At 61.5% G+C, this 12683-nt stretch carries 10 protein-coding genes; 8 read left to right on the top strand and 2 right to left on the bottom strand.

The features are described 5' to 3' along the window. Positions 1-28 precede the first annotated feature (28 nt). From G4D79_RS07605 to G4D79_RS07615, 3 genes are all read left to right on the top strand, one after another. The gene (locus G4D79_RS07605; RefSeq protein ID WP_003943227.1) at positions 29-781 is read left to right on the top strand and encodes an IclR family transcriptional regulator; all 753 of its coding nucleotides are present in this window, start codon (positions 29-31) and stop codon (positions 779-781) included. Between the two features lie 98 nt (positions 782-879). Then, complete coding sequence (locus tag G4D79_RS07610; RefSeq protein ID WP_099697168.1) at positions 880-2070, top strand: 4-hydroxybenzoate 3-monooxygenase; 1191 nt, start codon at positions 880-882, stop codon at positions 2068-2070. Between the two features lie 322 nt (positions 2071-2392). Next, the gene (locus G4D79_RS07615; RefSeq protein ID WP_042451679.1) at positions 2393-3262 is read left to right on the top strand and encodes a TIGR03619 family F420-dependent LLM class oxidoreductase; all 870 of its coding nucleotides are present in this window, start codon (positions 2393-2395) and stop codon (positions 3260-3262) included. Between the two features lie 43 nt (positions 3263-3305). Here the strand turns inward: G4D79_RS07615 and G4D79_RS07620 are convergent, their stop codons facing one another. Together G4D79_RS07620 and G4D79_RS07625 are read right to left on the bottom strand one after the other, a co-directional pair. After that, positions 3306-4628 (bottom strand): ClC family H(+)/Cl(-) exchange transporter, encoded by a 1323-nt coding sequence (locus G4D79_RS07620; RefSeq protein WP_073513474.1) that lies wholly within the window; start codon positions 4626-4628, stop codon positions 3306-3308. A gap of 151 nt (positions 4629-4779) precedes the next feature. Then, positions 4780-5400 (bottom strand): LysE/ArgO family amino acid transporter, encoded by a 621-nt coding sequence (locus tag G4D79_RS07625; RefSeq protein ID WP_042451547.1) that lies wholly within the window; start codon positions 5398-5400, stop codon positions 4780-4782. Between the two features lie 75 nt (positions 5401-5475). On the opposite strand from G4D79_RS07625, the gene G4D79_RS07630 reads away from it, so the two are divergent. The 5 genes from G4D79_RS07630 to G4D79_RS07650 all read left to right on the top strand — a co-directional run bounded on the left by G4D79_RS07630 (position 5476) and on the right by G4D79_RS07650 (position 12678). Beyond that, complete coding sequence (locus G4D79_RS07630) at positions 5476-6369, top strand: LysR family transcriptional regulator ArgP (RefSeq protein WP_003943053.1); 894 nt, start codon at positions 5476-5478, stop codon at positions 6367-6369. 148 nt (positions 6370-6517) lie between these two features. Continuing rightward, positions 6518-7990 (top strand): class I adenylate-forming enzyme family protein, encoded by a 1473-nt coding sequence (locus G4D79_RS07635; RefSeq protein WP_099697258.1) that lies wholly within the window; start codon positions 6518-6520, stop codon positions 7988-7990. Positions 7991-8075: 85 nt separating this feature from the next. Continuing rightward, positions 8076-9923, top strand: coding sequence for a DUF3556 domain-containing protein (locus tag G4D79_RS07640; RefSeq protein WP_042451545.1), 1848 nt, complete (start codon positions 8076-8078; stop codon positions 9921-9923). After that, positions 9920-11353, top strand: coding sequence for an NAD(P)/FAD-dependent oxidoreductase (locus G4D79_RS07645; RefSeq protein WP_099697167.1), 1434 nt, complete (start codon positions 9920-9922; stop codon positions 11351-11353). Before G4D79_RS07640 ends, G4D79_RS07645 begins: the two co-directional genes overlap by 4 nt. Before the next feature lie 35 nt (positions 11354-11388). Further along, positions 11389-12678 carry a CdaR family transcriptional regulator gene (locus tag G4D79_RS07650; protein WP_064075023.1) on the top strand — a complete coding sequence of 430 codons (1290 nt, stop codon included), beginning with the start codon at positions 11389-11391 and terminating at the stop codon, positions 12676-12678. The last annotated feature ends 5 nt before the right edge of the window (positions 12679-12683 follow it).

Raw genomic sequence — 12683 nt, forward strand, 5'->3', positions numbered from 1 at the left:
TTCGCCTGATGTCAGTCACACTGTGTGAATGGCATCAGGCGAGCGTTCGTTGATCGGCCGGGCATTTATCGTGCTCGGTGCCTTCGACGCGAAATCGCCGCGGTTGACGCAGTCGGAGATCAGTCGTCGCAGCGGTTTGCCTCTGCCCACCGTCCATAGACTGTGTGGGCAGTTGGTGGCTGAGGGCGCACTCGAGCGTCGGAGTGACGGCAAGTACCAGGTCGGAGTCCGGTTGTGGGAGATCGGCGCTCTCGCTCCCGGCGCTCACGGCCTACGGCAGGTGGCGTTGCCGTTCCTCGAAGACCTGTACGAGGTCACCCGAGAGAACGTGCAGTTGGTCGTTCGTGAGGGCACCGAGGCTCTGTACCTCGAGCGCTTGTCCTCGCGTAGCGCCGTCACCGTGGTCGGCCGTGCCGGCGGAAGATTGCCGTTGCACGCGTCCAGCGGTGGATTGATTCTCCTCGCGCACGGCGGAACCGAGCTTCTCGACGACGTCCTTCGCGCCGGCCTCGAGTCGTTCACTCCCAAAACCATTACTTCCGAGCGGATTTTGCGAGCAACTCTCGACGAGATCAGGCGCGCCGGATTCGTGGTCTGTCGCGAGTATCTGAACGTCGGAACCCTTGCCGTCGCCGCTCCTGTCCGCGAAGCCGGGGGCAGTGTCGTGGCAGCGGTCTCGACAGTTGTTCCGGTGGAGCAGGATCCGGCTCCTTTACTGCCGGCGTTGGTCGCGGCCGCCCGTGGAATATCACGCGGGCTTGGTAGCGGTGGGTTTCGATAGCTCGTTTCGGTCTTTCACTGAGTGAAATTGCAGCTGTTCAGAGGAGTGATCGTGGTCGAGGGTGGTCTCAATCGTCACTCACCTCAGGAGCTCTCTGTATGTCTTCTTCACGCACCCAGGTCGGAATCGTCGGTGGTGGTCCCGCCGGGTTGATGCTCTCGCATCTGTTGCATCTGAAGGGAATCGATTCGGTTGTCCTGGAATGCCGCACCCGCGAAGAGGTAGAAGGCACCATTCGTGCCGGCGTGCTCGAACAGAACACGGTTGATCTCATGGTCGAGACCGGACTCGGTGATCGACTGAAGCGGGAGGGCCTCGAACATCACGGAATCGAGTTGCGATTCGGTGGACGAGGGCACCGAATCGCGTTCGACGAACTGACCGACGGGCGAGCAGTCACGGTGTATCCGCAACACGAGGTGCTCAAGGATCTGATCGCGCGGCGTCTCGCTGACGGCGGGGACATTCGATTCGGAGTGTCCGACGCGCAAGTACACGATCACGAATCGGATCGCCCGAGTATCACTTTTGTCGACTCGGACGGAAATGATCAGAAGCTCGAGTGCACCCTGGTGGCCGGTTGCGACGGTTCACGCACCGGAACGCGAAAGCTGATTCCCGAACCGTCGATCCGAACGGATCATTTCCGCCAGTATCCCTTCGCGTGGTTCGGCATCCTGGCCGAGGCGCCGCCGTCGTCCGAAGAACTGATCTATGCCAACCATGAGCGCGGGTTTGCACTGATCAGCACACGGACGCCCGAGGTACAGCGTCATTACCTTCAGGTCGATCCGGACGACTCCGTGGACAACTGGTCCGACGATCGAATCTGGGACGAGCTGCACATGCGCGTCGACGGTGAGGGGGCGGAGATCAAGGACGGCAAGATCTTTCAGAAGTCGATCCTCCAGTTCCGCAGCTTCGTGTGTGAGCCGATGCAGCACGGCAACCTGTTTCTTGCCGGGGATGCGGCGCACACCGTGCCGCCGACCGGCGCGAAGGGAATGAATCTCGCGATCGCCGACGTTTACGCACTGGCGAAGGCAATGGACGGTTTCTTCACCTCGTCCGACCGAAAGATGCTGGACGGGTACACCGAAACGGTGTTGCCGCGTGTGTGGCGGACGCAGCACTTCTCGTGGTGGATGTCGTCGATGCTCCATCGCTTGCCAGACGACAGCGGTTTCGGGCATCGCCGACAGTTGGCCGAGTTGGACATGGTCACGCGTTCCGTGGCCGGACGAACGCTGATCGCCGAGAACTACGTCGGAACTCCCTTGCATCAGTAGGCCGATTCGCAGGTTGCACGGTGCGAAATCAGGGGGAGTGGGGTGCCAGGTGTCACCAGGACCCCGAAGTTCTTGGTATGTGTCCGCCTGGCGGGAAGCCGCCGAGCCGAAGTAGCGGGAGCTTTGTAACCTCGAACACGTCCTTGTCCAACCGAGGGTGGCTGATGCTTCGACCGCACTGCGGGGGAGTTGTCGTATGACTGAGCGTTGCAAGAAGTGACTGTTCAGGATCCACTGTCTCCCAAGCCGATCGGTGCGAACCGACTTCGAGCTCATCGAGGCACTTCAGTCGCTCCGGTCAACTGAACAGAGGGATCTTCCGATGAAGTTCAGCCTCGCCGTGGCGATGATTCCCCTCTCTCAACTCGTTGCACTTGCGAAAGTGGCCGAAGAATGCGGCTTTTCTTCGATCACGATGCCCGACTCACTGTTCTTTCCCGAGCGGGGCGCTACCGGGTATCCGTATACCGCTGACGGTGTGCGGATGTGGGACGCGAAGACACCATTTGTAGACCCCATGATTGCCGCGGCCTTCATGGGGCCCGGAACGTCGAAGATTCGCTTTTATCCGCAGGTGCTCGAGCTCAGCTCACGCAATCCTCTGCTGCTGGCAAGCCAGGTGGGGTCGGTCGCGAATCTGACAGGAGGCCGCTTCGGTCTCGGGGTCGGTGTGGGCTGGGCGCCAGAGGAATTCGAGTGGTGCGGCGCTTCCCCCAAGGATCGAGGCCCGCGAGTCGACGAGATGCTCGAGGTACTGCGACTGGTTCTAGGCGGCGGTATGGTCGAACATCACGGCAAGTTCTTCGACTTCGACAGGCTGCAGATGAGCCCGGCGCCGGTCGATCCCGTCCCCATCTACATCGGAGGACATTCCGCGGCCGCATTGCGCCGTGCAGCGCGAGTGGGTGACGGTTGGACCTCGGCTACAGTCTCTTTCGCTGATCTGCAAGCTCTCATCGCGAGGATCGGCGTCCTGCGGGTCGAGTACGGGCGCGCCGAGTCCCCGTTCGAAATTCAGGCCGTCTGCGCCGATCGCTTCGGTCTCGACGGCTCCCTGGAACTGGCCGATAGCGGAGTGACGGAATCGATCGTCATTCCTTGGGCCATGTACGGCCTCGGGTTCGACTGCGACCTGGAAGCGAAGAAAGATGCGGTACGCAGGTTCTCCGAGGAAGTCATCTGCAAATTCTGAATTCACGTAGCGCACCCGTGCTGCAATGACCCGTGTGCGGGGATCAATCCGTATGCGGGCGTTGCGGCTCCAACATCCGTTCGCGCAGACTGTCGTAGATAGGTGCCGACCCTGCCGACGTGGTGACGAATACCGCTGCCGCAGTGGCAGCGAGCATCGGGACCAGCGTCGACGTCACCGCGGTCATCTCGACCACGATCACGATGCCGGTGAACGGTGCGCGTACTACGGCGCCGAAGAAGGCAGCCATACCGACGGTGGCCATGGTGACCGTGAGCCCGGCGTCCACTCCGGGCACGAAGCTCGACAGTCCGGTGAAGATCGACCCCCAGAGCGCGCCGAGAGCGAGTAAGGGAGCGAACAGTCCGCCGGGAGTTCCAGCGGCATACGAGAGCGGGCCGGTGAAGAACCGAACCACCAAGTACAGCAGCAGGATCGGCAGTACGAAGATCCTTCCGCCGACGATCATCTGTGCAAGAACGTCGCCGCCCCCACTGGCCAACGGGTCGAGGAACAGCGTCAGGCCGATGACGGCGCCGATCGTTGCGCCGATGACAGTCGGTGGGATCTTGTCGAGTCGTGCCACGATGTCGAGTAGTCCCAGAATCAGGCGGTTGTACGCAATACCCAGTAGCCCCGTGAGGATTCCGAAGACGACGAACAGTGGCAAGAGTGCAAGTTGAGGTGTCGGCACGGTGCCGACCTCGAAATCGGGTTGATCACCGATGACGATCCGTGCACAGCCCACCGCCACTGAAACACCGAAAAGCGTTGGCAGCACGGTGCGCAGCCGGAACGAGTGCGTCACCTCCTCGCAGACGAACAGTGCTCCCGCGATCGGCGCGTTGAATGCGACAGCGAGTCCTGCCCCGGCCGCGGATGTTTGCAGCATGGCGACGTCGGGTTCGGTGAGGCGGGCTCGCCGTCCCGCTTCTGCTCCGATCGCCGCACCCATGTGTACGGTGGGGCCTTCACGGCCGAGAACCAGACCGGAGCCGATCGCCAAGAGGCCGCCGATGAATCTGGCGGGCACGAGATTGATTCCCGGCGGTTTCGCTTCACCGCGGGACACCGCCTCGACGTGCTGGATGCCGCTTCCCTTTGCGAGGGGCACTCGTCTGACGATCAGTACGGCAAGTACGGTGCACAGGGCCACCAGGAGGACCGGCACGAGCCACCCGACGTAAGGAACGTGATGCGCCCAGTTCACGATCGCCTGACGAAGTTCGTCGGCCCTGATCAGACACCAACGGAACGCGCCGCCGACAAATCCGACCCCGACGCCGGCGACCGCAGCGAGTAGACACAGCAAACCCAGTCCGCGGTTGGAGTCCCGCGGTTCGGTGCCGCCATCGTCCTCGGTCATCGTGATCAGCCCTACCTGATGGTCACAACTCGCGACAGGTGATCAGCCCTACCTGATGGTCACAACTCGCGACAGGTGAATTGAGCTTCCTCATCTTGGACGGTAACCCATCCCGCTACCCGCAGGGTCGGATCGAGGTTGTGCAGCCTGGTCACAATTCGACAAGCAGGCTGATTCCGAGAACCGCCATCATCACGGCGATCAGAGCATCGAGAACCCGCCAGGCGTTGGGTTTCGCAAAAAGCGGCGTCAGCAGACGTGCGCCGTAACCGAGGGCGCCGAACCAGACCACACTTGCCGTGATGGCACCGGCGGCAAACCACCAACGTCCGATCTCGCCGCGACCGTTGGCGATAGAACCCATGAGCACCACGGTGTCGAGGTACACGTGTGGATTGAGCCAGGTGAGAGCCAATGCCATCGTGACGGCGGCAAGCCTCGACCCGTTGCCATGTCGATCCGGCGCCAACGTCTGGGGGTGAAGTGCCCGCTTGGCGGCGAAGAGCGCATAGCTGAGGAGGAAAACGGCGCCGGCGATACGAACGAACGTGATCATCGACGGTGCGTGTTCGAGGAGGGTCCCGATTCCGCTGACGCCCGCGAGGATCAGAATTGCGTCTGACAACGCGCACACTGCGACGATCGGGAGTACGTGCGATCGCGTCAGGCCTTGACGAAGAACAAACGCATTCTGGGCGCCGATTGCGACGATCAAAGACAGTCCGACCCCGAAACCGACGAGGGCCGACGCAGGGTCGTTGGTGCTGAGCATGTCGTCGAGCCTGCCGCTTGGATTTCAGTCAGTCCAGCTAATGATTCTTAGGATGCATCAGAGTAGCTTCAGATTATGTTGGATTTCGAGCAACTGAGGGCATTGCACGCCGCGGTCGACGAGGGAACCTTCGAGGCGGCGGCGCGGAAGTTACACATCACGCCTTCGGCGGTCAGCCAACGAATCAAAGGTCTCGAGACCTCGGTTGGCCGGATCCTGGTGCAGCGCACCAAGCCCATCCGGGTCACCGATTCGGGGAGAGAAGTCCTGCGTCTTGCACGTCAGATAGACGCTTTGTCGCGTGACACCGTGCGAGAGCTCGGCCTTGAAAATGGTTCAGGGATGTTTGCACGTGTCTCGATCGCGGTCAATGCCGATTCGCTGTCCACCTGGGTTCTCGGGGCCCTCGCGGAGTTCACGCAAGAAGTCGGTTTCGATTTTCATCTCGACGATCAAGACCACACCACCGAACTACTGCGCGACGGTTCGGTCATGGCTGCCGTCACCTCTGTTGCGTCACCGATTCAAGGGTGTACCTCCAGCCGTTTGGGCATCATGCGGTATCGGCCGATGGCGAGTGCGGAGTTCTGCCGTCGTTGGTTCGCAGACGGTGTCACGGCCGAATCCCTTTCGGAGGCGCCGCTGGTTGTGTTCAATCGCAAGGATCTACTGCAGGATCGCTACCTCGATCAAAAGGTCGGCCACCCCGCCGATCCGCCCCGTCATCTTGTTCCGTCATCGGCAGACTTCGCGGACGCCGTCAGGCGGGGATACGGCTGGGGATTGATACCGGACCTGCAGCGCGGCGACGACGATCGCTCCGGCGTGCTGATCGGATTCGATCCGGACTTCGTGGACGACGTTCCGCTGTACTGGCAGCAGTGGAAACTGTCGTCACCTGTCTTGCGCCGGATCTCCGAGGTGGTGACCAGACGCGCCCACGAGGTGTTGCATCAGCCGTCGAGCTGATGTGCACCGCACGTGCGGTGTTGTGCTCGGGCGGTGTTGTGCTCAGGGAACAAAGAACCTGGACAAGTTGATCCCCTGGGACCGTTTCTTCGGCCGCAGGACGCCGATAGTGTTTTGAGTCACACACGAATGAAAGGTGCTGACTCTCGTGGCGAACATCGGATATCTGGCTTGGGATCTTGCAGAGAAGTACGGGCAGAAGCCGTGCTTGCGGGACGACCACGTCGAACTCACGTATGAAGAGTTCGCAGATCGCACGGAAGCTGTTGCCGCGCAATTGGCCGGACTCGGAATCGGCCTCGGTGACGTGGTGGCGATCATGCTGCCCAATCGCGTCGAGTTGCTGATCGCGATCATGGCTGCCTGGCGCATCGGTGCTGCGGCTACACCCATCAATCCGATGTTCACCGCGAACGAAGCGGACTACCAGATCGCGGACTCCGGGGCCGAGTTGGTCATCACCGCCACTGCCGACGCACCCTCGGGCGGCCGAGCAGTGCTGGCCGTCGAAGATCTGGCGACAGTGCCGCCGACCGATCCCCGACCCGGAATCGATGTTGCAGCAGACGATCTGGCGTTGCTCATCTACACCAGCGGCTCCACCGGACGGCCCAAGGGAGTGATGCTCACGCATGCCAACCTGCAGTTCATGGCTTCGTCGATGGGCAAGAACATCGGTGTTACCGGCGCGGATCACTGCCTGCTGATTCTGCCGCTGTTCCATGTCAACGCGATCTGCGTCAGCGTCTTGATGCCCTTGCTTGTCGGCGGGCAGGTGAGTGTCACCGGGAAGTTCTCGGTTTCGAGATTCTTCGACGACGTCGCGCGGCTTCGCCCCACGTATTTCTCGGCGGTGCCGGCAATCTACGCGATGCTGACCTCACAGCCGGAAGACTCCTCGATCGACACGTCGTCCTTGAGGTTTGCCGTGTGCGGTGCGGCGCCGATCAGCAAGGAACTCCTCGAACGCGCTGAGCAGCGTTTCGGTTTCGTGATCGTGGAAGGTTACGGACTCACCGAGGGGACCTGTGCGTCGGCCTGCAATCCTGTGGACGGCGTGCGCAAACTCGGTACGGTCGGCCCGGCGTTGCCCGGCCAGCAGATTGCCATTCTTGCCGAGGACGGAACCTTTGCGCCCGCCGGGACTGCCGGAGAGGTGGTCATCAAGGGTGGCAACGTGATGCGTGGCTATCTGGGGAAGCCGGAGGAGACTGCGAAGACCGTCAAGGATGGTTGGTTGCATACCGGTGACGTCGGAGTCCTCGACGAGGACGGCTACCTGACCCTGGTCGATCGCATCAAGGACATGATCATCCGTGGGGGAGAGAACATCTACCCCAAGGAGATCGAAAATTCGCTCGCTACACATCCTTCCGTGCTCGAGGCAGCCGTCATCGGCGCTCCGCACCAGGTCTACGGAGAGGTGCCAGTTGCCTATGTCGTCGCCTACCCCGATGCACCCGTCACCGAAGACGAACTGCTCGAACATGTCACGGCCTTGCTCACCCGAGTAAAGGTGCCAGTGGCGATCTACGTCGTCGATGCGCTTCCCCGAAACCCGGTGGGCAAGATCGACAAACCTGGAATGAGACGAGCTTTGAGCGCAACTCCCGCTCACTAGTCACTTCCCCGTAATACCAGCACAGCTCGACGACGTCCGTCGAGTCGATCCGTCATGCCCACATTCCGTATTTCAGGAGCACATCATGGGATTCAAAGAAGGAAACTTCCCTCCCGTCGATCCGGCAACGTTCATGGACAAGCCGTTTCTCGAGCGTCTGCGTGACATGTCCACGCACTGGGTGGATTACGGCTTCGGTACGCCGAAGATGGTCCACACCGTCTACATCATGAAACTGTTGTTCCTTTACCTGGCGGCTGGAACAGCCGTTGCCACTTTGACTTCCGGCCTCTCGTGGTTCGACATCGGATCGTGGTGGAACCAGCCGATCGTCTACCAGAAACTCATCATCTGGACGATGATGCTCGAGATGCTGGGCTTGGCAGGATCCTGGGGGCCGCTCGCCGGCCACTTCAAGCCGATGACCGGTGGAGTTCTCTACTGGCTCCGCCCCGGCACCATTCGTCTGCCACCGTGGCCGGGCAAAGTGCCGCTCACCTCGGGTGACACCCGCACGGTGTTCGACGTCTTCATCTATGTCGCCGCAGTCGCCAATCTCCTTGTTGCCGCTGTTCTCCCCGGTGTTCACACCACAGGAATCGACTCGGCAATCGCTGACAATGCCGGACTGGTGCGCCCGACGGTCTTGTACTCCTTCCTGGTACTCATGGTGATTCTCGGGTTGCGGGACAAGGTGCCCTTCATCGCTGCCCGTAGTGAGCAGTACCTGCCGGCGATCTTCTTCTTCACATTCCTGCCGTTCGTCGACATGATCCTGGCGCTCAAACTGCTGATCGTCATGGTGTGGATCGGTGCCGGTGTCTCGAAGTTCGGTCGCCATTTCTCGCTGGTGGTTCCTCCGATGCTCAGCAATACCCCGTGGATCCCGTCGAAGAAGATCAAGCGCGCCCACTACCGGAATTTCCCGGAGGATCTGCGGCCTTCACACCTGGGCGGCGGCGTCGCACACGTGGCCGGAACGATGGTCGAAATCGTCACGCCGTTGATACTGCTGTTCTCGACGAACAAAACCCTCACGATCCTCGCCGTGATCCTCATGGTCGGATTCCATCTGTTCATCGCGTCGACCTTCCCGCTTGCCGTCCCACTCGAATGGAATCTTCTGTTCGCCTACGCCTCGGTCTTCCTGTTCCTGGGATTCCCGGCATGGGACGGCTACGGACTCGGCGCCATGTCCTCACCGTGGATTACCGCGGGAATTGTTGCAGCCCTTGCCTTCTTCCCCATTCTCGGAAACCTTCGACCCGATCTGGTGTCCTTCCTGCCGTCGATGCGCCAGTACGCCGGCAACTGGGCATCCGCGACGTGGGCATTCGCGCCGGGCGCTGAAGCCAAGATCGACCAGTTCATCAAGCGTCCGTCGCCGGATACGCGCAATCAGTTGATGACGATGTACCCCGAAGATGTGTCCGATGTCGTTCTGCATCAGCTGTTGGGCTGGCGTTCCATGCACAGCCAGGGGCGTGCGCTGTTCTCTCTGATGATCAGGCACCTCGGCGACGACATCAACACGTACTCACTGCGGGAAGCAGAGTTCATGTGCAACTCCATCGTCGCCTTCAACTTCGGTGACGGGCACCTGCACGACGCGAAGTTGATCGCAGCCATTCAGCGTCGCTGCAATTTCGCACCCGGTGAGTTCCTGGTGACCTGGATCGAATCGCAGCCCATCCACAAGGGAACGCAGGAGTACCAGGTGATCGATGCCGCTCTCGGTGTCATCGAACGAGGTACTTTCAAGGTCGCCGACGCAGTCGCCGAACAGCCGTGGTTGCCGAACGGGCCCATTCCGTTCGACGTTCAGTGGACACTGGACGTACGGGCCGACCGCGCGGCAACGGATCCGCAGGTTGTCTCCGAACCGAAGATGCGTACGAGGGTCAGCGGTAGCGAGCAAGAGGTGAGTAAGTGACAAAGGCCGTAGTCGTCGGCAGCGGGCCCAATGGGCTCGCTGCCGCGGTACACCTCGCACGTAGCGGTGTGGACGTGCAGGTGCTCGAGGCTGCCGACCAGATCGGCGGAGGCACCCGCTCCGGTCCGATCGACGTGCCGGGGTTGATCCATGATCACTGCTCGGCGTTTCACCCGATGGGTATCGGCTCGCCGTACCTGTCCAAGCTGGACCTCGAGCGATACGGGCTGATCTGGAGATGGGCAGGGGTGGACTGCGCGCATCCGCTCGACAACGGGGACGCCGGGGTTCTGTACCGCTCGCTGGAGCAGACGGCTGCGGGACTCGGCGCTGACGGGCCTCGATGGCAACGCATGTTCGGTGACTTGTCGACTGGGTTCGATGCGCTGGCGTCCGATCTGATGCGCCCGATCGTCAATGTTCCGCACCATCCGCTGCGGCTCGCAGCTTTCGGTCCGCGAGCGCTGCTTCCGGCAACGGTGACCGCCAAACTGTGGAAGACGGACAAGGGGAAGGCGCTGTTCGGCGGGGTTGCCGCACACGCCTTCTATCCACTCAACCGTCCGGCCACCTCGGCGGTGGGATTGATGATCACTGCTGCTGGTCACCGCTACGGTTGGCCGGTTGCCGAGGGAGGTTCGCGGTCGATCACCGACGCGATGGCCGCGATGCTCCTCGATCACGGCGGCAAGATCGACACCGGCGTTCGGGTTCGTACGGCCTCCGAGATTCCGGACGCCGATGTTGTTCTGCTGGATGTCAATCCGGGGGGTGCGCTCGAAATTCTGGGCGATCGACTCCCTGGTCGAGTGGCGAGGGCCTATCGAAAGTTCAAGCAGGCTCCCGGAGCATTCAAGGTCGATTTTGCGATCGAAGGTCATGTGCCGTGGACCAATCCGGACTGTGCTCGGGCCGGAACTGTCCATCTGGCAGGTGGTTTCGACGAAATCGTGGCCGCTGAGCGTGAGACGAATTCAGGCCGCATGCCGGACCGGCCGTTCGTGCTCCTAGGTCAGCAATACCTGGCTGATCCCACCCGATCTGCCGGGAACGTTCATCCGCTGTATGCCTATGCGCACGTGCCTCACGGTTACGCCGGCGACGCTACGGAGGCGATCATCCGTCAGATCGAGAGGTTTGCGCCAGGATTCCGGGAGCAGATCGTCGCGACGTCGAGCAGTGGTACAGCTGACCTGGCAGAGGACAATCCGAATCAGGTAGGCGGCGACATCATCGGAGGTGCCAACACCGAACTGCAGGTTGTCTTGCGTCCTCGCGTCGCAGTCGATCCGTACAGCACGGGGATCGCGGGCACTTACCTGTGCTCGGCCTCGACCCCGCCGGGTGCCGGAGCACATGGAATGTGCGGGTACAACGCAGCCGAATCGGCTCTGAAGTACCTGCGACGAAAGGGTGCGGAAGTTCTGTGAGTAGTCCATCGCACAAGGAGCGAGGCGCCGGTGCGATGCGGCGCCTCGCCCGAGTGCCTGCAGCCGCGGAGCCGGAAGTGCTTGCGGTGGTTGCCGAGTTGGCACGACGACTCGACGAGCGCAGCGCCGACATCGCGCGCGAGATGGCCTTCATGATGGCTCACGAAATCGACCAATTGGATGCAGACGCCAAATTGCTCGAAATGCTCGAGGCCAGCGTGCAAGGAAACATCACGACGATCATCCACGTATTGGCCAACGACATTCCGATCGATCATCTCCAACCCACCACTGCTGCAGTGGAATACGCTCTGCGTCTGGCGCAGCGGGATGTCCCGTCCAACTCCCTTGTCCGGGCCTATCACATGGGCCAAGGCGATCTGATGCGGATCTGCCACGACGAGATCAGCACACTGGATATTCCGGCGCGACTCACTTTGGCTGTCCTGAAACACACTTCGGACGTGGTCTACAGCTACATCGACTGGATCACGCTCTACGTCTTCGACGCGTACGAGCGGGAACGCAGTCGATGGATGGCAGCGCAGGGAAACCTCCATTCGGCCGCAATCCACGCACTCCTGTCCGGCACCAACGCAGATACCGCTGCTTTCGAAGCGGAGACCGGGTACCGCCTCGGTCAGAACCACGTCGCCCTGGTGGTCTGGTCGACGTGGGATGCCGACGTCATGGGCATCAATACGCTGGACCGACTCGTACGTGATCTCGGCGCAGCGGCGGGAGCGGACAAGCCGCCGATCATCACCGCCATCGATCGACGCACGGTGTGGGCGTGGCTGCCGTTCGGTCGCCGGGTGCCTGCGCCGGATCCGGAGTTTCTCGCGGCGGCAGTGCCGTTGGACGGCGGGGCGCGGGTGGCAATCGGACTGCCGGGGTCAGGGGTCGACGGTTTCAAACGGTCCCACGAACAGGCAACCGCCGCCTATTCGGTTGCTGCCGTCCCGGATACACCGCAGCGACCTGTGGTGAGCTTCGGAGATCGCGGCGTCGCTGTGGTTTCACTTCTGTCCGAGAACATCGATTCGACGAAGTCATGGGTCTGGGAGGTGCTTGGCCCGTTGGCGGAAGATACGCCCTCTGCTGCATCCTTGCGGACGACGTTGAGTGTGTACTTTGCACATGGTGAAAGTCATCTGCACACTGCCAATCACATGAATCTGCACCGGAATACGGTGAAGTATCGCATCAACAAGGCGCTCGGCGATCCAGTTGCTGCCGGCCGAGACAAGTTGGATCTTGCTCTGGCCCTGCAGGTTTGTGAGTTGTTGGGCAGATCGGTCTTGCGCCCCGCGCGAACGTCGTGAGTTGT

The organism is Rhodococcus sp. WY5, assembly GCF_018588185.1.
GTDB classification, from domain to species: domain Bacteria; phylum Actinomycetota; class Actinomycetes; order Mycobacteriales; family Mycobacteriaceae; genus Rhodococcus_F; species Rhodococcus_F qingshengii.

Excerpts from the sequence above, each read along its gene's own strand:
- G4D79_RS07605 (WP_003943227.1), top strand. The coding sequence starts at position 29 with ATGGCATCAGGCGAGCGTTCGTTGATCGGCCGGGCATTTATCGTGCTC.
- G4D79_RS07610 (WP_099697168.1), top strand. The coding sequence starts at position 880 with ATGTCTTCTTCACGCACCCAGGTCGGAATCGTCGGTGGTGGTCCCGCC.
- G4D79_RS07615 (WP_042451679.1), top strand. The coding sequence starts at position 2,393 with ATGAAGTTCAGCCTCGCCGTGGCGATGATTCCCCTCTCTCAACTCGTT.
- G4D79_RS07620 (WP_073513474.1), bottom strand. The coding sequence starts at position 4,628 with ATGACCGAGGACGATGGCGGCACCGAACCGCGGGACTCCAACCGCGGA.
- G4D79_RS07625 (WP_042451547.1), bottom strand. The coding sequence starts at position 5,400 with ATGCTCAGCACCAACGACCCTGCGTCGGCCCTCGTCGGTTTCGGGGTC.
- G4D79_RS07630 (WP_003943053.1), top strand. The coding sequence starts at position 5,476 with ATGTTGGATTTCGAGCAACTGAGGGCATTGCACGCCGCGGTCGACGAG.
- G4D79_RS07640 (WP_042451545.1), top strand. The coding sequence starts at position 8,076 with ATGGGATTCAAAGAAGGAAACTTCCCTCCCGTCGATCCGGCAACGTTC.
- G4D79_RS07650 (WP_064075023.1), top strand. The coding sequence starts at position 11,389 with ATGCGGCGCCTCGCCCGAGTGCCTGCAGCCGCGGAGCCGGAAGTGCTT.